Source organism: Streptomyces sp. NPDC021115 (assembly GCF_044333065.1).
Classification (GTDB): domain Bacteria; phylum Actinomycetota; class Actinomycetes; order Streptomycetales; family Streptomycetaceae; genus Streptomyces.
The window spans coordinates 583,552-601,153 of the sequence record NZ_JBIRQF010000004.1 but is presented as its reverse complement, the minus strand read 5'-3'; the positions used below and the strand labels follow the sequence as shown (position 1 = coordinate 601,153).

At 69.2% G+C, this 17,602-nt stretch carries 18 protein-coding genes and 1 pseudogene; 6 read left to right on the top strand and 13 right to left on the bottom strand.

The annotated features are described in order from the left end of the window. Positions 1-144 precede the first annotated feature (144 nt). The 3 genes from ACH4TL_RS16805 to ACH4TL_RS16795 form a co-directional block, all read right to left on the bottom strand. Entirely contained in the window at positions 145-354 is a 210-nt protein-coding gene (locus ACH4TL_RS16805; RefSeq protein ID WP_398314653.1) for a hypothetical protein, read from the bottom strand. Positions 355-885: 531 nt separating this feature from the next. Continuing rightward, positions 886-1,218, bottom strand: a complete 333-nt coding sequence (locus tag ACH4TL_RS16800) for a hypothetical protein (protein WP_398314652.1) — start codon at positions 1,216-1,218, stop codon at positions 886-888. 446 nt (positions 1,219-1,664) lie between these two features. Next, positions 1,665-2,849 carry a helix-turn-helix domain-containing protein gene (locus tag ACH4TL_RS16795; protein ID WP_398314651.1) on the bottom strand — a complete coding sequence of 395 codons (1,185 nt, stop codon included), beginning with the start codon at positions 2,847-2,849 and terminating at the stop codon, positions 1,665-1,667. Between the two features lie 135 nt (positions 2,850-2,984). Here ACH4TL_RS16795 and ACH4TL_RS16790 point away from each other — a divergent pair, with 135 nt between their 5' ends. Next, complete coding sequence (locus ACH4TL_RS16790) at positions 2,985-3,548, top strand: flavoprotein (RefSeq protein ID WP_398314650.1); 564 nt, start codon at positions 2,985-2,987, stop codon at positions 3,546-3,548. A 25-nt stretch (positions 3,549-3,573) separates the two neighbouring features. On the opposite strand, the gene ACH4TL_RS16785 is transcribed toward ACH4TL_RS16790, so the two are convergent. Continuing rightward, positions 3,574-4,704 (bottom strand): aminotransferase class I/II-fold pyridoxal phosphate-dependent enzyme, encoded by a 1,131-nt coding sequence (locus ACH4TL_RS16785; RefSeq protein WP_398314649.1) that lies wholly within the window; start codon positions 4,702-4,704, stop codon positions 3,574-3,576. Between the two features lie 216 nt (positions 4,705-4,920). On the opposite strand from ACH4TL_RS16785, the pseudogene ACH4TL_RS16780 reads away from it, so the two are divergent. Then, a pseudogene (locus ACH4TL_RS16780) lies at positions 4,921-5,361 on the top strand (aminotransferase class I/II-fold pyridoxal phosphate-dependent enzyme); the annotation flags it as partial. Between the two features lie 56 nt (positions 5,362-5,417). Here the strand turns inward: ACH4TL_RS16780 and ACH4TL_RS16775 are convergent. The 3 genes from ACH4TL_RS16775 to clpB all read right to left on the bottom strand — a co-directional run bounded on the left by ACH4TL_RS16775 (position 5,418) and on the right by clpB (position 10,810). After that, a complete protein-coding gene (locus tag ACH4TL_RS16775; RefSeq protein WP_398314648.1) occupies positions 5,418-7,346 on the bottom strand; it encodes an FtsX-like permease family protein in 1,929 nt (642 codons plus the stop codon). A gap of 233 nt (positions 7,347-7,579) precedes the next feature. Beyond that, positions 7,580-8,113 carry a YbjN domain-containing protein gene (locus ACH4TL_RS16770; RefSeq protein ID WP_398314647.1) on the bottom strand — a complete coding sequence of 178 codons (534 nt, stop codon included), beginning with the start codon at positions 8,111-8,113 and terminating at the stop codon, positions 7,580-7,582. Positions 8,114-8,215: 102 nt separating this feature from the next. Further along, the gene (clpB, locus tag ACH4TL_RS16765) at positions 8,216-10,810 is read right to left on the bottom strand and encodes an ATP-dependent chaperone ClpB (protein ID WP_398314646.1); all 2,595 of its coding nucleotides are present in this window, start codon (positions 10,808-10,810) and stop codon (positions 8,216-8,218) included. A 132-nt stretch (positions 10,811-10,942) separates the two neighbouring features. Here clpB and ACH4TL_RS16760 point away from each other — a divergent pair, with 132 nt between their 5' ends. After that, positions 10,943-11,347, top strand: a complete 405-nt coding sequence (locus ACH4TL_RS16760) for a pyridoxamine 5'-phosphate oxidase family protein (protein WP_398314645.1) — start codon at positions 10,943-10,945, stop codon at positions 11,345-11,347. A 12-nt stretch (positions 11,348-11,359) separates the two neighbouring features. On the opposite strand, the gene proP is transcribed toward ACH4TL_RS16760, so the two are convergent. Continuing rightward, complete coding sequence (proP, locus tag ACH4TL_RS16755) at positions 11,360-12,880, bottom strand: glycine betaine/L-proline transporter ProP (protein ID WP_398314933.1); 1,521 nt, start codon at positions 12,878-12,880, stop codon at positions 11,360-11,362. A 141-nt stretch (positions 12,881-13,021) separates the two neighbouring features. Further along, complete coding sequence (locus tag ACH4TL_RS16750) at positions 13,022-13,393, bottom strand: cupin domain-containing protein (protein WP_398314644.1); 372 nt, start codon at positions 13,391-13,393, stop codon at positions 13,022-13,024. A gap of 273 nt (positions 13,394-13,666) precedes the next feature. Here ACH4TL_RS16750 and ACH4TL_RS16745 point away from each other — a divergent pair, with 273 nt between their 5' ends. Together ACH4TL_RS16745 and ACH4TL_RS16740 are read left to right on the top strand one after the other, a co-directional pair. Further along, the gene (locus ACH4TL_RS16745) at positions 13,667-13,960 is read left to right on the top strand and encodes a hypothetical protein (protein WP_398314643.1); all 294 of its coding nucleotides are present in this window, start codon (positions 13,667-13,669) and stop codon (positions 13,958-13,960) included. Positions 13,961-14,072: 112 nt separating this feature from the next. Beyond that, the gene (locus ACH4TL_RS16740) at positions 14,073-14,828 is read left to right on the top strand and encodes a hypothetical protein (RefSeq protein ID WP_398314642.1); all 756 of its coding nucleotides are present in this window, start codon (positions 14,073-14,075) and stop codon (positions 14,826-14,828) included. A 117-nt stretch (positions 14,829-14,945) separates the two neighbouring features. On the opposite strand, the gene ACH4TL_RS16735 is transcribed toward ACH4TL_RS16740, so the two are convergent. The 3 genes from ACH4TL_RS16735 to ACH4TL_RS16725 all read right to left on the bottom strand — a co-directional run bounded on the left by ACH4TL_RS16735 (position 14,946) and on the right by ACH4TL_RS16725 (position 16,545). Continuing rightward, positions 14,946-15,218, bottom strand: coding sequence for a DUF559 domain-containing protein (locus ACH4TL_RS16735; RefSeq protein ID WP_398314641.1), 273 nt, complete (start codon positions 15,216-15,218; stop codon positions 14,946-14,948). Between the two features lie 267 nt (positions 15,219-15,485). Further along, positions 15,486-15,689: a DUF397 domain-containing protein gene (locus ACH4TL_RS16730; protein ID WP_398314640.1), complete on the bottom strand. Its 204-nt coding sequence runs from the start codon at positions 15,687-15,689 to the stop codon at positions 15,486-15,488. Between the two features lie 4 nt (positions 15,690-15,693). Continuing rightward, positions 15,694-16,545, bottom strand: a complete 852-nt coding sequence (locus ACH4TL_RS16725) for a helix-turn-helix domain-containing protein (protein WP_398314639.1) — start codon at positions 16,543-16,545, stop codon at positions 15,694-15,696. Between the two features lie 234 nt (positions 16,546-16,779). Here ACH4TL_RS16725 and ACH4TL_RS16720 point away from each other — a divergent pair, with 234 nt between their 5' ends. After that, the gene (locus ACH4TL_RS16720; RefSeq protein WP_398314638.1) at positions 16,780-17,214 is read left to right on the top strand and encodes an ATP-binding protein; all 435 of its coding nucleotides are present in this window, start codon (positions 16,780-16,782) and stop codon (positions 17,212-17,214) included. Positions 17,215-17,223: 9 nt separating this feature from the next. Here the strand turns inward: ACH4TL_RS16720 and ACH4TL_RS16715 are convergent, their stop codons facing one another. Then, positions 17,224-17,496 (bottom strand): hypothetical protein, encoded by a 273-nt coding sequence (locus ACH4TL_RS16715; protein WP_398314637.1) that lies wholly within the window; start codon positions 17,494-17,496, stop codon positions 17,224-17,226. Between the last annotated feature and the right edge of the window lie 106 nt (positions 17,497-17,602).

The window sequence follows — 17,602 nt, the reverse complement described above, 5'->3', positions numbered from 1 at the left end:
CACAGACCCGCCCGATTCGCCGGGCCAGCGTAAGGCCCCCTGTTCTCTCGCCCCGTGGCAGCTCCCGCCCAAAAGCCGCTACGGCCGGCGGCGTGCCCACAGCGCACCACCCAGGCACCGCACGCCCACCACCGGCCGCCCCGATCAGCTCGCCCTGCCCAGCCGGGCCGCCGCCACCCGAGCGAGCATCGCCACCTCACGCGCGCCCGCTGCCGACAGCTCTAGCCGCACGACTCCGGAGCCGTCCGCGCCCGAAGCGGCGCGCAAGCGCATCTCCGCCGTCTCCATGCCGACCAGCCTCAGCGCGTCGCCCAGCTCGGCCGTCGCTTCCCGCGCGTCTCGCCAGCCGCTCACGTAGTCCACTCCACGTACCCATATCCCCGCGTCCAGGTCTGCCGCTTCGCCGTCGAACCCGTCATCCCCCAGGCCGCACATTCGGTCAAGTCCCCTTCTCTGCAAGCCGTCTGACCATCAACATGCAGGGACGCCGTACGAGAACACGACGACGACCCCGGTACCATCGGCACCGGGGTTCGTGATCGATCCCCAGCCGGACCACCCCGTGAGCTGTCCAGGCAAGGGGGGTGGTCCGGTGTTGCTTCTTCGGTTGTTTGTGACCGAGCCGACCTCAGTACTGCTGTCGGCCACCCGGGTAACGGACCGGCTTTCGGCACTCCGGAGCGTTTGCTGGGGCAGGCTCGTCGCCGAGCGCGTAGCACAGGGCGGCGTGCAACTGCTCTGCCTCCACCACCGTCAGCACCAGCGAATCCAGGGACGCGCGGCCAGGGCGGAGGACTTGAAGAGGCAGTTCAAGCAGGCCGTCTTTCCTGCGGTGCAGGCCACGCCCCGGTGCGGGACCGACTTGCCAGCCTTCCGACCTCTCGCTCATCCGCCCGCCTCATTCGCCTGATTCGGTTCGTCGTCCTCGTCCTCTTCGGACAGGCCGAGGCGCCTGCCGCGACTTTCAGCGATCCGGAGCGCATCACGCAGCGCCTCGATCATGCGGTTCGAGAGAAAGCGCAGCTCTTCCACCTCTGCCTTGGGGTTGCCGAGCAGTTCGAGGGCATGACCCACGAGTTCGGTGGCCATGTTGAGCTGGAACGCTTCCATCTCGTCGGCGAGCCTCGACACGTGCCCGGTGCCTTCTTCGTCGGTCACGAGATAGGCGGGCTGTCCGTTCGTGCCGTTCCAGGGCAGCAGCCGCGGTTGCGCACTCACCGGACCACCACCATCCCGTGCGGCGGGCACACCAGCGCCACGCGAGGGGAGCCCTCACCGCCACGTACCTGCCGCCGCTCATGCGCCACGACGTACGGCCGGACGAGGGCGATCTCTTCCCCGCGCAACGTCGGCCGAGTCGACACCTGGCACACACGAGGAATGCGCAAGGTCGAGGCATCCCCGCAGGTCACCGGCGAGCTTGTCTTCACCGTGCGATGGCGCCCCTGACCGGGTCGTAGCACTCTCCTCAACGGTTCGAAGATCCTGCCGATACAGTTCCGCATGTCGACCTGCTTCCTCAGGTTGGCCACGCCCCGGGGCGCATGCCCGCGTCGCCGGGGTCCTGTGGCGGGTGTAAACCGGCTGAGTATTCATGCTGGTGACATGCGAAGCCCCCAACTTTCACACTTGCGTGAAAGCCGGGGGCTACTGCGGTGAAAGTGCTAGAGACCCACCCAAGCGGCCAAGTGATCAAGGGTGTCCGGAGTACGCCGGGACAGGTGGATCAGGCTCCTGATGGTCTCTCGTGCGCCTGAGTGATACCGCGTCTGCTGCGGAGCCAGCTTGCGCGCGGTGACGATGGACTTCAAGGCCGCTTCGTTACGGCCCGCCTCCATCTGAGCCCGTGCCTGATCCACGTAGAAATGAGCGGCACGGGACGCAGGCCAGTCCTTTGGTATCCGCACCTTCGCGGCCTCTCGCAGAGCCTCGCCATAGTGATGCATCTCGACATGGGCGGATACGGCGTGCAGCCTGACGTTCGTGGGACCAAAGGACAGCCAGTGCACGTCCGTGGCCTCACCCACCCGATCCGCGTAGGACTTGGCCTCTGCAAGGTGGGTCGTCACCGCGCCTTCGTCCTCGGCGCGGGCAGCGATGATGCTTGCCCCGAGGTGAAGCTGTCCGGCGACGGCCTGACTCTCTCGTGTCTGCGGAGCTGGCCCCAACAGCCCCTGTCCGGAGGCCACGAGCCGCTGACCAATGGTGTACTCGCCCTCTCGGAAGTAGACCAGCGCGCGCATGTACTGGCGCACTGCTGACAGCAACGGATCGGAAGCCCGCGACGCGGCCCACTCCATACGGTCCAGAGCCACGGTGGACAAGTCGTAATAGCCCAGCTTCACGGCCAGGTCGTGCGCGGTGCGGTAGGTACTCGACAGAGCGGCCCACAACTCGGACGACGGAGCCTGATACGCGGCTGTGGTGATCTCCGCCATCGTGCCGGGGAGATCAAGCGCAGCGTCATGGAGCTTCGTGGCCCGGACCTGCTGACACAGAGTCTGAGCAGCGGCGATGAGCTGAGGAGTGGGACGCGGCTTGATCGCCGGATCGGCCCCCAGGTCGTAGAGGTCGAGGGCTTCACGGATCGGGCGGACCAGCGAGGCCAACCGGTCCTGCTGCAGCTCGGTGACGTAGGGCTGGCCAGTCAGCGCGGTGACGTCGATGCACAGCGCTTTCGCCACAGCGGCCACCAAGTCGGGACTGGCGGGCTTGTGCCCGGATTCGACTTGGGTGAGGAGGCTGTAGGAGTAGGGGATCTTCTGAGTCAACCCACGTTGAGTCAGCCCAGCCCGTTTCCGGTGATGTGCGATCCGAGCGCCCGTGTGCTCGTCGTCGGGGAACGGCATACATGCCTCCCTTTCGTGACTCACTCAACGGAGACGCTACCCGCTCGGCCACGGCAGAAGACGACGAACGACGATCTCAACGCCGAGCGGGCGGGGGGTTTGCGCATGGAGGGTGCCACACGGTGGACTGCCCGCATGACCGCGAACCCTGTCCTCTACCTGTTCGGAAGCGCCGCCCCGCCGGTGCTGAACATCGCTGGCGTCATCGAACGAGCGCAGGCGGCCGACTGGGATGTCTGCCTCGGATTGACCCCCACGGCCGCACGCTGGCTTGACGACGAGCTGCCAGCCTTGGAGGAACTGACCGGACACCCGGTGCGCAGCCAGTACAAGCTGCCCCAGGAGCCGGACGCCTGGCCCCCGGCGGATGTCGCGGTGCTGGCGCCCGCCACCTTCAACACGATCAACCAGTGGGCCCTGGGGATCACCGAGAAGTTCATCGTGGGATTCGTGGCCGAGGCCATCGGCAAGGGCATCCCCACCGTGACCATGCCATGCGTCAACGCCGCCTACGTCCAGCACACGCAGTTCGACACCAGCGTTGCCACGCTACGAGCGATGGGCGTGCACGTGCTGTACGGGGAAGGCGGATTCGTACCCAACAAGCCGGGCCAGGGCCGACCGGAGAACTATCCGTGGCACCTAGCCCTTGAAGCGGCGGCGTCAGCCCTCAGTACCCGCACCCCCAGGCGGGCATGAACACGGGTTGACAGAGGCGAATCCCTCAGCGCGCAGCGAGCAACTTTTCCACAGCCGTGTGGATCGAATCCTCCCGCTTGCAGAAGGAGAACCGGACGAGCCACTCCGGAGCGTCAGCGCTCTGATAGAAGGCCGAGGTCGGGATGGCCACCACGCCTGCCCGCTCGGGCAGTTCACGGCAGAACGTCACGCCGTCCGCGTAGCCCCACGGCCGTACGTCCGCTTGGAGGAAATACCCGGCATCCGCCCGGTACGGGCGCAGTCCGGCCCGCGTCAGGCCGTCGCTCAGCAAATCCCGGTTGTGCCGCAGGGTCTCGCGCAGGGTCCCGGCCCACTCCTCCACCGAGCCGAGGGCATGCGCCAGCGCTTCCTGATACGGCGTCCCCGACGCGTAGGTGAGGAACTGCTTCGCCGCAGCGACCGCAGCGACCAGCGGAGCCGGACCGGAAACCCAACCGATCTTCCACCCCGTGACGCTGAACGTCTTGCCCGCCGAGGAGATCGTCAGCGTCCGCTCCCTCATGCCGGGCAGCGAGGCAATCGGGAGGTGGTCCAGGCCGTTGTACACCAGGTGTTCGTACACCTCATCCGTGACGACCGTCAGCGAGTGCTCCCGCGCCACCTCGGCGATCAAGGCCAGCTCATCGGCCGTGAACACCTTGCCCGTGGGATTGTGCGGCGTATTGAGAAGCAGGACCCGCGTCCGCGTCGTCACAGCCTCGCGCAGCGCGTCAGCGTCAAGGGCGAAGCCGTCACCGTCGCTCACCAGCGGCACGGCTACCAACCGAGCGCCAGCCAGCCGAGCATCCGCCGCATACGCGTCGTAGCAGGGGTCAAAGGCCAGGATCTCGTCACCCGGATCGCAGAGTGCAAGCAGAGCCGCAGCGAGCGCTTCCGTCGCGCCCGTAGTGATCAGCACCTCGCCTTGCGGGCGGTAGTCGAGGCCGTACCGGCGCAGCTGATGTTCCGCGACAGCCTCACGCAGCGCCGGGAAACCGGCGGCGGGCGGGTACTGGTTGTTACCCGATATCACCGCTACGACGACGCCCTTGAGCAAGGTCTCGGGGCTGCCGAGTTCCGGCACACCCTGCCCGAGGTTCACCGCCCCCGTACGGCGCGCCAGCTCCGTCATCTCCGTGAAGATCGACGTGCCCATGTCTCGCACCCGCGCCGCAGGAGCCCAGTCCGCCGTACCCACCATGCCGCGTACGTCAGCCGTCCCGCTCGTCCCCATGCGCCCCTGCTTTCCGTGCGTCCGTCCAGGAGGTTCGCCCCTCACGATAGGCGCAGACTGCCGGGCACCGGGCCTCTGGTCGCCAGCGCCATGCCATCACCCGAGGTCAGAGCACATGCGCAAGATGTGTGCGAACAGAGGTTGACCTGGGTGACCGCCACCCCGGAGCTGGTCACCGCGGTCCGCTCCGCCAAGCAGTACCTCACCTACGTCTCCGCGGGCCCCTTCCAGTACGCCGTCGCCGAGGCCCTGCGCCTCCCGGACGCCTACTTCGACACCCTCCGCGAGGAGATGCGCACCAAGCGCGACCTGCTGGCCGACGGCCTCACCGAAGCGGGCTTCACGGTCTTCCGCCCCTCGGGCACGTACTTCATCACCACCGACATCCGCCCCCTCGGCGAGAGCGACGGCTTCGCGTTCTGCCGCTCCCTCCCCGAACGCTGCGGCGTCGTGGCCGTCCCCAACGCCGTCTTCTACGACCACCAGTCCCAGGGCGCCCCCTTCGTGCGCTTCGCCTTCTGCAAGCGCGAAGACGTCCTCACCGACGCCGCCGCCCGGCTGAAGAGCCTGGCGCCCTGAGCCGCGCGGGGTCCGGCCGCGGCGGCCGGACCCCGCGCTGCCGCATGGGCGTGCGGCTATTCGGCGTCCCGCAGTGCGTCGGTCGGCCGTTGCCGCAGCGCGATACGGGTCGTCAGCACTCCGGTGACGAGCGCGAGCGCGCCCGCGCCGCCCACGATGAGGGCGATGGTGGGGCCCGGAAGAGAGGGGTAAGGGGAGCCGGTCAGGGCCCTGCTGAACGCCGTCAGGACCATCCCCGCCACCGTCGCCCCGACCAGGAGCGCCGCGAGCACGGTCACGGCGTTCTCGGCCCGCATCATGCGGGCCACTTGAGTCCGGGTCGAGCCGACGAGCCGCAGCAACGCGAACTCGCCCACCCGCTCCATGGTCGTCATCACCAGGGTGTTGACGACCGAGATCGACGTGAACACGGTCACGACGGTCAGCAGCAGGTAGGTGGCGGTCATCGAGGTCTCCTGCTGACGACGGGCCTCGGCCCGGTGCGCGGAGCGGCCCAGGACCTGCCAGGACGGATGGTCCCTGGTCAGGGCCGTCAGTCGATCAGCCACCTCTCCCTGCCGCCCCGGCAGGGCACGTACGTACACCGTGTCCAGGATGGACGGCTCACCGGGGAGACGGTGGGCGGCGGCCATGCGCCGCGGGACGACCAGCTCCCCGAAGCCCTGGTCCCGGGTGTAGACGGCGGCCACTCGGCAGCGTTCGGTGCGGTCGTCGTCCAGGGCCAGCCACACCGTGTCGCCCACCTCGGCATGGGCCTCGCGGGCCAGGGACCGGCTCAGCGCGATGTCGTGCGGTCCGAGCCGGTCGAGGCCACCGTGGACGGGGGCCAGGTCGAGCACCTGGTGCAGCGGGCCGTCCGTGACGGCCTGGGCGATGCCATGCGGGCCATCGCCCGTGGGGTCGTCGCTGGTGAGCACGGTGGCGTGGGTGCCCATGGTGCCGATGGCCGCGGCGACGCCCGGCAGTTCACCGACCGTCCCGGCGGCCGAGTCGGACAGGTCCTCCTGCCCTGTGGTCCGCACCAGATAGTCGGCGGCCAGCCGCTCGCGGTCCTGCCGCTCTTGTTCGTGCCACTTCATCTGCGGCACGAACAGGAGTACGGCCGCGAAGGCGACGGTGAGCGCGAGCGGGGTGGCGGCCGCGCCCAGCCGACGGTGTCCGACGCTCAGGTTCGCCCGGACCAGCGATCCGGTCACCGGCAGGAGTACCAGGCACGCGATGCCGAACACCGCGCCGGCGAGTTTCCCGATCCACGGGGCGAGCAGCCCCACCGCGATCATGAACACCATGACCATGCCGGCTGCGGTATCGGCGGCGTCGGACCCTCCCGAGTCGTCGATGGCCGTCAGTCCCCAGATGCCGCCGACCAGCGCTGCCAGCCCCAGCGAGGTACGTATCACGCCCACCCGCCGGGACGGCACCGCCGCTTCCCCCAGTGCCTGCACGGGTCGCACCCGGGAGGCCCGTCTGCCACTGCCCCGGACCGCGAGCTGGGCGGTCACCCAGCAGATCGCCACCGCGATCAACAGGCTCCAGGGGCCGAAGTCCAGGGGGAAGGCGTCCGGCACCCAGCCCTGGCCGACCATCCAGGCCCGCAGCGCGGCGGCGAGCAGGATGCCCGAACCGCATCCGGGGACCGCCGCCACGGCGGCGACCACGAACGCCTCGTACGCGATCAGTCGGCGCACCTGCCCGGGGGTCGCGCCGACGACGCGCAGCAGGGCGATTTCCCGGGTGCGCTGCTGGACCGAGAGGGAGAAGGTCCCGGCCACCGCGAAGGCCGAGACGAACAAGCAGATGAAGCCGAACGGTACGGCGAAGGACGTCGCCTCTTCCCCGCCCTGCGCCGGTGCCGCCCTCGCGCCCGCGTCGAAAAGTACCGCGAACGTCGTCACCAGGGCCTGGGCGCTCGCCATCGCCACGAAGGACCCGGCGAAGGAAGCCTTTCGGGTGCGCACGGACGACCAGGCCAGCCGAAGCAGCATGTCCTCACGCCTCCAGTCCGGCGCGCTGCGGTAATCGATCCGCTTCCGTTCCGGCGTGCTCGTTCATCTGCGGCCCTTCTCGCCTCACGTAGGTGGACATGGCAAGAGCCCGGCCGGGCGCCGTCGTCCTTGCGGGCGGCGCGCCAACCGGGCTCTGCCGTCTGTTGCCTGTTGTGCCTTGTGCCTGCTGTGCCTCTTGCGTGCTGTGGCTGTTCTCCGCCGACCGGGCCGGCTCAGGCCTCGTCGTCGCCCGGCTTCTCGTCGCCGGACTCGACGTCGGTCTCCAGGCCGAGCTGCTCGACCAGCCAGCGGTCGAACTCGATCGAAGCGCGCACCCAGCTGACCGTGCTGGATACGAAGTGCTCCAGGCTGACGCCGGTGCCGATCAGCATCTGCGCCTCACCGATCAACCGGACGGTGCCGTCGTCATTGGTGTGGCTGTAGACCTTGGGCCACAGAGTGCGGCGGTTCCAGTCGTCGATCACCTCGAGCAGCTGCGGCTTCACTTCGATGCCGTGGGCCCGGTCGTAGAACGTCCGGACGGAGAAGACCTGCTGCTCCTCCTCACCACGGAACATGAAGTACGTGCGGAACTGCTCCCACGGCGCCGCGAGGTCTCCCTCCTCGTCGACGACGTACTTCAGCTCCATCTGCTCCAGCAGCTGCTTGACCAGGTCCTGGTCGGGCAGCACGGGGCCGCTCGGACCCGCCGGTTCGGGCTCGGGCTGGCCCCCGAAATTCGGAATCGAGGACGGGTCGATGCTCACCGTGGATTTCCCTTCGTATGGATACCGCCATCCTCCCTCACATCGGCCCCCGCCGTGCAACCCCGGCCGTAGCTTTGCGCGATCAAGACGGAGCGGGGCGCATCACCGCGCCGGGCCCACCAGAAGGCCGTCCCCGGCGCGGTCGACGCGGACCGTGTCGCCGTCCCGGACCTCGCCGGAAAGGATCTCCCTGGCCAGCCGGTCGCCGATCGCGGTCTGCACCAGACGGCGCAGCGGGCGCGCCCCGTACGCCGGGTCGTTGCCCTCCTCGGCGAGCCAGGCCAGCGCCTCCGGGGTGACGTCCAGGGTCAGCCGCCGCTCGGCGAGGCGGCGGGCGAGGGCGGCGATCTGGAGCTCGGCGATGCGGGCCAGCTCGTCCTGGCTGAGGGCGGAGAAGACCACCAGGTCGTCCAGCCGGTTCAGGAACTCGGGCTTGAAGGAGGCCCGCACGGTCTCCAGGACGCTCTGCTTCTTCTCCTCCTCGCCGAGCAGCGGGTCCATCAGGTACTGGCTGCCCAGGTTGGAGGTGAGGACCAGGATGGTGTTGCGGAAGTCGACCGTCCGGCCCTGGCCGTCGGTGAGCCGTCCGTCGTCGAGGACCTGGAGCAGGATGTCGAAGACCTCGGGGTGGGCCTTCTCCACCTCGTCCAGCAGCACCACGCTGTACGGGCGGCGGCGCACCGCCTCGGTGAGCTGGCCGCCCTCCTCGTAGCCGACGTAGCCGGGCGGGGCGCCGACCAGCCGGGCGACGCTGTGCTTCTCGCCGTACTCGCTCATGTCGATGCGGACCATGGCCCGCTCGTCGTCGAAGAGGAAGTCGGCGAGCGCCTTGGCCAGCTCGGTCTTGCCGACGCCGGTGGGGCCGAGGAAGAGGAAGGAACCGGTGGGCCGGTCCGGGTCGGCGATCCCGGCCCGGGTGCGGCGCACGGCGTCGGAGACCGCCCGTACGGCCTCGGTCTGGCCGATCAGCCGCTTGCCCAGCTCGTCCTCCATGCGCAGCAGCTTCTGGGTCTCGCCCTCCAGCAGCCGCCCGGCCGGGATGCCGGTCCAGGAGGCGACCACATCGGCCACGTCGTCCGGGCCGACCTCCTCCTTGACCATGGTGCCGCGGTCCTCCTGCTGCACCTCCGCCTCGGCCTCCGACGCCTCGGCCAGCTCGCGCTCCAGGGCCGGGATCTCGCCGTACAGCAGCTTGGACGCGGTGCCGAAGTCGCCGTCGCGCTGGGCGCGCTCGGCCTGGCCGCGCAGTTCGTCCAGCTTCTCCTTCAGCTCACCGACCCGGTTGAGGCCCTGCTTCTCCTTCTCCCAGCGGGCCGTCAGCCCGCGCAGCTCCTCCTCCTTGTCGGCGAGGTCGCGGCGCAGCTTCTCCAGGCGCAGCTTGCTGGCCTCGTCGGTCTCCTTGGCGAGCGCCATCTCCTCCATCTTCATGCGGTCGACGGAGCGCTGGAGCTCGTCGATCTCCACGGGTGAGGAGTCGATCTCCATGCGGAGCCGGGAGGCCGCCTCGTCCACGAGGTCGATGGCCTTGTCGGGAAGGAAGCGGGAGGTGATGTACCGGTCGGAGAGGGTCGCGGCGGCCACCAGCGCGCCGTCCGCGATCTGCACCTTGTGGTGGGCCTCGTACCGGCCCTTGAGCCCGCGCAGGATCGCCACGGTGTCCTCGACGCTCGGCTCGGAGACCAGCACCTGCTGGAAGCGGCGCTCCAGCGCGGCGTCCTTCTCGATCCGCTCGCGGTACTCGTCCAGCGTGGTGGCGCCGACCATGCGCAGCTCACCGCGGGCCAGCATGGGCTTGAGCATGTTGCCCGCGTCCATGGCCGAGTCGCCGCCCGCGCCCGCGCCGACCACGGTGTGCAGTTCGTCGATGAAGGTGATGATCTGGCCGTCGCTGGACTTGATCTCGGCGAGGACCGTCTTCAGCCGCTCCTCGAACTCACCCCGGTACTTCGCGCCCGCGACCATCGCGCCGAGGTCGAGGGCGACCAGCCGCTTGTCGCGCAGGCTCTCGGGGACGTCGCCCTTGACGATGCGCTGGGCCAGCCCCTCCACCACGGCGGTCTTGCCGACGCCCGGGTCGCCGATCAGCACCGGGTTGTTCTTGGTGCGCCGCGAGAGCACCTGCACCACGCGCCGGATCTCCTGGTCCCGGCCGATGACCGGGTCGAGCTTGCCCTCGCGCGCGGCGGCGGTGAAGTCCGTACCGAACTTCTCCAGCGCCTTGTACGTGCCCTCCGGATCGGGAGTCGTCACCCGCTGTCCACCCCTGGCCTTCTCGAACGCGGCGAGCAGCGCCTTGGCACTCGCCCCCTGCTGGTCGAGCAGCTCCCCGGTCTGGCCGCCCTTGGCGGCGGTGCCGATCAGGAGGTGCTCGGTGGAGATGTAGTCGTCGCCGAGGTCCTTGGCGCGCTGCGCGGCGTCCACGAGGACCGCCTGGAGGTCCCGGCTGGCCTGCGGCGGGGCCACGGTGGAGCCCTGCACGCTGGGCAGCGCGGCGAGCAGCCGCTCGGCCCCGTTCCGCACCAGCGCCGCGTCGGTGTCGACGGCGGCCAGCAGGTCCATCACGTTCTCGTTGTCCCGCCCCTCCAGCAGGGCGAGCAGCAGATGGGCCGGGGTCAGATCGGCGTGCCCGGCGGACACCGCCCGGTCGTTGGCCGCGCTCAGCGCCGCCCGGCTCTTGTTGGTCAGCTCGGCGTCCACGTCCTGTGCTCCTCCTCGTCACGCAGCGGCACGCAATCCTGCCCGTAATCCTGCTCTGCACAACATCCGCAAAGTTGAGTCTATTCCACTCAACTGTGTCTCCGCCAGCGTTCTGGCCATAGGTTCCCCGTCATGGCTCTCGATCCTCGCAACCCGGACCCCGCGTACCTCGCCTTCTGGCGCGAACGCCATCTCTGCACCCTCACCACCCTCCGCCCCGACGGCACCCCGCACGTCGTCCCGGTCGGCGTCACCTACGACCCCGACGCCGGGCTCGCCCGCGTCATCGCGAGCGGCCACAGCCGCAAGGTCGCCCATGTCCGCTCGGCGGGCAAAGGCGCCGCGCGGGTCGCCGTCTGCCAGATGGCGGGCAAGCGGTGGGCCACGCTGGAGGGGATCGCGCGGGTCCGCACCGAACCCGAGCTGATCGCCGACGCGGAACGCCGCTACGCCGAACGCTACGAGCGGACCCCCCGCCCCAACCCGGCGCGCGTCCTGATCGAGATCACGCTCACCCGTGCGCTCGGCCGGGGGTGACGAGCCCCGCCCTCACCGCTGCTGGTGGTGCCCCCACGGGTGACGCACCCTGATCCAGATGTCGCGTGCCCTGCGCCCGGCCTCGCTGCGGCTCTCCGCCACCGCCGTACGGGCCTCCTGCTCGGTCTCCACCATCGGGCCCGAGCCGCGCAGCGGCTTCCCGGCCGTCTCGTACAGGTACAGGGCCGAGATCAGGCCGACCACCCCGGCCGCCATCAGGTAGTACGCGGGCACCAGCGGATCACCCGTCGACTCCACCAGCGACGACGCGATCAGCGGCGTCGTCCCGCCGAACAGCGACACGGAGAGGTTGAACGAGATCGACAGCGCGCCGTAGCGCAGCCGGGTCGGGAACAGCGCCGGAAGCGTGGACGCGCTGGTGCCCGCGAACATGACCAGCAGCAGCCCGAGCACCAGACAGCCGATCGCGGGCAGCAGGATGCCGCCCTCCTGGATCAGCAGGAACGCCGGGATCGCCAGCACGATCATGGCCCCGCTGCCGGCCAGGAACATCGGACGGCGCCCCCAGCGGTCGGAGGACCGTCCGACCACGGTGATCGTCAGCGCCACGACCACCATGGTGGCGAGCACCAGCAGCTGGGCGGTGGTGGCGTCCGCGCCGAGCGTGGAGGTCATGTACGTCGGCAGATAGGACGTCACCATGTAGTTGGTGACGTTGTAGAGCAGCACCAGACCCATGCAGATCAACACGGCCTGCCAGTGCCGGGTGAAGATCTCCTTCAGCCGCCCCTTGCCGGACTGCCGCGCGTCCTCCACCGGCGCGGTGCCGCCGTGGGCCGCCGCGGCCTTCGCCGCCTCCGCCGCCCGCTCGGCCTCCTGCTGGAACGCCGGGCTCTCCTCCAGCCGCAGCCGCATGTACAGGCCGATGATCCCGAGCGGCCCGGCGACCAGGAACGGAATCCGCCAGCCCCCGTCCACCATGCCGTCGTCCCCGAGCACGGCGGTGAGCACCGTCACCAGCCCGGAACCCAGCGAATAGCCGACGAACGTGCCGAAGTCCAGCCAGCTGCCCAGGAAGCCGCGCCGCCGGTCGGGCGCGAACTCCGCGATGTACGTGGTGGCCCCCGCGTACTCACCGCCGGTCGAGAAGCCCTGCACCACCCGGCACGACAGGAGCAGCAGCGGCGCGGCGAAGCCGATCGAGCCGTACCCGGGCAGCAGCCCCACCGCGAAGGTGCTGGCCGCCATCATGATCATGGTGGTGGACAGCACCCTGCGCCGCCCGATGCGGTCCCCCAGCGGCCCGAAGACCAGCCCGCCGAGCGGACGCACCAGAAAGGCGACCGCGAAGGTGGCGAACGTCGACACCACCTGCGCGGCCGGGGAACTGGACGGGAAGAAGACCTTGCCGAGGGTGACCGCGACGTACGCGTAGACGCCGAAGTCGAACCACTCCATGGTGTTGCCGACCGCGGTCGCCGTCACCGCCCGCCGCAGCCGCGGCCGGTCGACGACGGTGACGTCCTCGTAGGCGAGCGACCGCTTGCGGCGGCGGAGCAGCGTCCGCACCATGCGGTCGGTGCGTTCGCTGCCGCCGCCTCTGGCGGGGCGGCCGCCCTTGTGCGGTGGTGTGGAGCCGGTGCTCATCTCATCCCTGCCGACGGATCCGGGCTGCTACGCGTTACCGGCACCCCACCCGGCGAAACCCCGCCGTCAGGCTTCGGTGCGCTCCAGCCGCGCATAGGCCTCGGCCATCTCGCCGCCGGTGTCGTACACCACGCACTGCTCGTCACCGACCACCCACGCGTCGTGGCCGGGCGGCACCACGTACACGTCACCGGGGCCGACCTCGCCCTCGGCACCGTCGTCCAGGCGCACCCGCATCCGGCCCTTCATCACGATCCCGGTGTGGCGGACCTGGCAGCTCTCGGTCCCGGCCAGCGGCCGGATCGACTCCCGCCAGCGCCAGCCGGGCTCGAAGGTGCCCACGGCGAGGTCGTACCCCGTCAGGTGCAGGCTCTCCAGATGGCATCCGGGGAAGTCCCGCCGCTCATCCGGCTTGTCCAGCGTCTTGATCTCCAACATGGCGTACCTCCTCCCATACCTCCATGGTGCGCCTGGGGCGGGGCAAGGGCACACGGCGCCCACGGTGATCCCTCCGAACCGCACGGCGGGCAGAAAGCAGCACGACCCGCAGCACGATCACGACCCGGCCTGCGGAACCGGCGAAGGAACTGCGCTCTGTCGCCAGCCCTCGCCCCCTAAGTCAACTGCCGCCCCCTGTAGGGAGAAACGCTCTATTATCTCTCATCGACGGTGTCAACTGTGCAACGTAGCGCTAGGGAGACAGGGGGCGCGATGGGCCCGGAGATGGCCATGGACTTGGCGCGCACAGCTGGAGCGACGCTCGTCGGCGCGATGGCGACAGACGCCTGGAACCATACGCGGGACGGATTCGTCGCGTTGTGGCGGCGCGTTCATCCCGAACGCGCCGAAACCGTCGGGGCCGCACTTGAAGCCGGGCGTGCGGACCTGCTCACTGCACGTGAGAACGGTGATGAGCTGTCCGAGGAGGAACTGCGTGCGGAATGGCAAGGGCGCATAACAGACCCGTCGTCGCCGCCGCGCTCCGTGATCTCCTGGACGAACTGAACCCGGCACCCTCGGGCAGGAACGCGGATGTCGGAGAGGTCCGTATGACCGCCCGCTCAACCGGAAAGGGCCGCGTCTACCAGGCAGGTCGCGACCAGCACATCACCGAACGATGAGCCGTCCGCAGCCAGAAGGACAAGGGAAGCACCCCGCGGGTTCGGTGCGCAGCCATGGACGCGCATCCGGACACGGGCAAGTCAATCAAGCGGGTCGCGACCAGCAAATCGACCAGCGCACCGAACATCACCATCACTACCCGGTGAATCAGATCATGGTCTTCATCGGTGTGGTGTTGGTCGCCGTCGTTGCGGTGCTGGTGGTCAAGTTCACTGGGACTTCGACGGCAGGTGACGCAGAGGGCCAGCGATCAACACGCCCCAGTGACTCCGCACAGTCCTACAGCACATCCCCGCCGACGGGCGCCGCACCACCGGCAAACGCGTCAAAGTCTGCAGAATCGCCAAGTCCGCAGGCAGATACTCCTTTGTGGTCAGGCGGGATGAGACTGACCTTCATCAACCTCGACTCGGATCCACCGTCCGTGCTGTCGAGCAACACCGGAGCCAGCTTCTGGATCAACTACGACCAGACCGGCGATATTCGCGAAGACGATATATACGGACTCGGCGGTGGATTTTTCACAACCAAACCGACTGTCGCCCGCTGGGACAGTACCGAGAAGCCCACTCGGCAGCGGTGCTCGGATCTGATCACAACACAAGGCTCGGAGACCTTGCCGATCACCACTGGCAAGCGATATTGCGTCAAGTCCAGGAAGGGACGCATCGCCGCGGTCACCGCAGGAGCGTTCGACGAGGACAGCGGGAACTACGCCGGCAACATTACGGTGTGGGACGCTGCCCGCTGACAGCGGAGGCACTCCCTGAGCATGGTGAGAGGACTGGTGCGGTGGCCGACGCTCCGTTTTCGGGCCCCGATCCTGCCTAAGGGAGTGTCGGACGGCTGGAGTTGATGGGCGTGCCAGCTACGAAGCGGGCTGAACGCCGGCGAGCTGTGCCAGGGCGCCCCGGATGTCGCGGATCATCGCTCCGGGGCGCCGATACACGTCCCTCGCCGTGAACCGCAGAATCCGGCGCACTTCCCCGCACGACATCAGGTCGTTGAAGCGGGCCGTATCCCGCTGGTGCTGCGCCCTGCTGCCGTGCCACCGATAGCCCTCGATCTCCACCACCAGTCCCTGCTCCCGGAAGAAGAAGTCCGGGTACGCCCGGCGTCCCGTCGGGGTGGTGAGCAGCACCTGCGACTCGGGGCGTCGTACATCCGCAGTCGGGCAATCGTCTCCGCCGGTGACCCCGCCTTGGGGTCCGCCAGCGCCAGCCACTCCCGCGCCGCCCCCAGCCTCGCCAGCGGAACCGCGTCCCCCGTCCCCGTCATTCCCCCACAGCGCCGCAGGGGCCTGCTCCCGCGCTGAGCCTGTGGATAACGCGGATTGCGGTGGGTTCGCGCCGCCGGTGCGCCAACGGGATGGCGTATCGACGGCGCGAACCGACCGCAAACCCCCTGCTCACCCAGCCAGACCGTCCAACCTCCCCGCCTTGGCGGCCCGGATGAAGGCCGCGAGGGAGGGCGGGGTGGTGGCGAGGACGGTCCGGGGTGCGTCGCTCTCGCGCAGGCGTATGGCGCCATCGGTAGCGGCGAGTTCGACGCACTCGTTGCCCTGCGTTCCAGCGGAGTACGAGCTCTTCCGCCATGTCCCGGACGTCTGCACTTCTTCACAGCTCCTCTGCGATGCGGTGAATGAGGTCACGTGACTCTCTCACCGGCAGGGCAGCGGTCTCCATCATGGCGAAGACCCTCCGGTAGTCGTCCAACTGCTTCTCCTCGCCGGAGAAGACGCTGCCGTTCACCGTGTCGAACTGCACCGTGTCCAGCTGTCGCACCGGGCCCTCCGCGTACAGCATCGGCAGACCGGCACCGGCGAATCCCTCCTTCTCGAAGGAGATCACCCGCAGGCTCACACACGGTCGTGTGGATGCTTCCAGCAGCTGGTCAAGCTGTCCGCGCGCAACCTTGCGATCACCGACTTTGATGCGGAGAGCGGCTTCATGTACGACGGCGCGCGTCTCGGGTGGAGCATCACGGTCCAGGACTTGCTGTCGGCTCAGGCGAAAATCCACAGTCGCCTCAAGGAGCTCCGGCGACAACTCGTAGGGCGCGTTCACATGCAGTGCCCGCATGTAGTCCTCGGTCTGGAAGAGGCCCGGCACATGCACCATCTGGAACAGCTTGAGGCCCCGTGCATGATGCTCCAGCTCTGCGAGATCCAGCAGCACCGGGACGAGACGGCCCTGATACTTCGCCCACCACCCGCGCACCCGCTCAGCCGCCATCGCGGCAAGGGCATCGACCAAGGAGATGTCCGAGACGCCGTAGTGCGAGGTCAACAGCCGCACACGCTTCTCACCCGCCGCGACGCGCCCTGCCTCAAGGTGCGACATCGTGGCCTGGTCCATGCCGACGACGTCGGCCGCCTCACGCGCGGGTACGCCCGCCCGCTCGCGCAACTTCCTCAGCTCCGCGCCCAGTCGCTCCTGCCGAGCAGTTACGTGGTTTCTCCGCGGCATGAACCCCTCTTCCTCCTCAGGCTCTGCGGCGCCACTGTGTCACGGCTTGTCCCAATCGGGCGAACCTTCACGACACGGTTGCGCGGGACCATACTTGGACCCTACGTTACGTATCGCATCGCTCACCCAGCGAAGCATCCGGCCAACCGGAAGCGCACCGCCATGCCACGTCCAAGCGCGCCTCGGCGGCATGACACCGGTCGGCTCGCTCCATCACGCCCGCAGGAGGCCCGAATGCCCCTCACCACGCCACCCGTCGCCCCGTTCGAGTACTGCCTCCACATCCCCCACGACCCCCGGGCCGTCGGCGTGGCCAGAGCCTCCCTCCGTAGCGCGCTCACCGCCCACGAGCTGTCCGAACTCGTCGACCGGGCCGAGCTGTTGGCGAGCGAGATGCTCACCAACGCCATCGTGCACGCGGGCGGGGAGGCCGATCTGCGGCTGAAGTGGTCCGCCGAGACGTTGCGGATGACCGTCTGGGACTCCAGCGTGACCCCACCCGGCCTCCGGCCGCTCACGGCGGGGAGCGAGAGCGGCCGAGGGTTGCACCTGCTGCGGATGCTGGCCGACCGGTGGCACTACTACCCGCTGACGGGGGAGCTGTGGGGGCCCGCGTCCAAGGTCGTCTGGTGCGAGATCACCAGGAAGCCGCCCGCCGCGTGGGAGTAGGGCGCGGGGCTACGGGGCACTGAGGGCGACGCGGCGGAACTCGACGGACTCGATGGTGACGCCGGGGGCCGAGGCGCCGAGCAGCGGGGCGGCCGCGCGGGCGCACTGCTCGTCATCGAACGTCAGGATCGACATGCCGCGGCCGTCCACGGGCTCCAGCCACTGGCCGGAGACGAAGCCCGGCGCCGCGGTGAGCTGCGGCAGGATCTCGTTCATGAGCGCGGCGGCGGCCGCGGGTGCCTGGGCCGGGTCGATCGTGAGGGTGACGAGGACTGCGTACATCGGGGTCTCCTGCCGTGGAATGCTCCGTTCAGCAGATAGGACGGTCCGGCGGCCCGGAACTCATCGCGTGGCCAGGCGGCCGGAGACCGGTCGCCGGGCTGCGCGG

What these genes read in the sequence shown, in the direction of transcription:
- ACH4TL_RS16795 (WP_398314651.1), bottom strand. Translation starts at nt 2,849, where the DNA reads ATGCCGTTCCCCGACGACGAGCACACGGGCGCTCGGATCGCACATCAC.
- ACH4TL_RS16790 (WP_398314650.1), top strand. Translation starts at nt 2,985, where the DNA reads ATGACCGCGAACCCTGTCCTCTACCTGTTCGGAAGCGCCGCCCCGCCG.
- ACH4TL_RS16760 (WP_398314645.1), top strand. Translation starts at nt 10,943, where the DNA reads ATGGCTCTCGATCCTCGCAACCCGGACCCCGCGTACCTCGCCTTCTGG.
- ACH4TL_RS16775 (WP_398314648.1), bottom strand. Translation starts at nt 7,346, where the DNA reads ATGCTGCTTCGGCTGGCCTGGTCGTCCGTGCGCACCCGAAAGGCTTCC.
- ACH4TL_RS16715 (WP_398314637.1), bottom strand. Translation starts at nt 17,496, where the DNA reads ATGTACGCAGTCCTCGTCACCCTCACGATCGACCCGGCCCAGGCACCC.
- ACH4TL_RS16785 (WP_398314649.1), bottom strand. Translation starts at nt 4,704, where the DNA reads ATGGGCACGTCGATCTTCACGGAGATGACGGAGCTGGCGCGCCGTACG.
- proP (WP_398314933.1), bottom strand. Translation starts at nt 12,880, where the DNA reads ATGGTGCGGACGCTGCTCCGCCGCCGCAAGCGGTCGCTCGCCTACGAG.
- ACH4TL_RS16720 (WP_398314638.1), top strand. Translation starts at nt 16,780, where the DNA reads ATGCCCCTCACCACGCCACCCGTCGCCCCGTTCGAGTACTGCCTCCAC.
- ACH4TL_RS16740 (WP_398314642.1), top strand. Translation starts at nt 14,073, where the DNA reads ATGAGCCGTCCGCAGCCAGAAGGACAAGGGAAGCACCCCGCGGGTTCG.
- ACH4TL_RS16750 (WP_398314644.1), bottom strand. Translation starts at nt 13,393, where the DNA reads ATGTTGGAGATCAAGACGCTGGACAAGCCGGATGAGCGGCGGGACTTC.
- ACH4TL_RS16745 (WP_398314643.1), top strand. Translation starts at nt 13,667, where the DNA reads ATGGGCCCGGAGATGGCCATGGACTTGGCGCGCACAGCTGGAGCGACG.
- ACH4TL_RS16725 (WP_398314639.1), bottom strand. Translation starts at nt 16,545, where the DNA reads ATGCCGCGGAGAAACCACGTAACTGCTCGGCAGGAGCGACTGGGCGCG.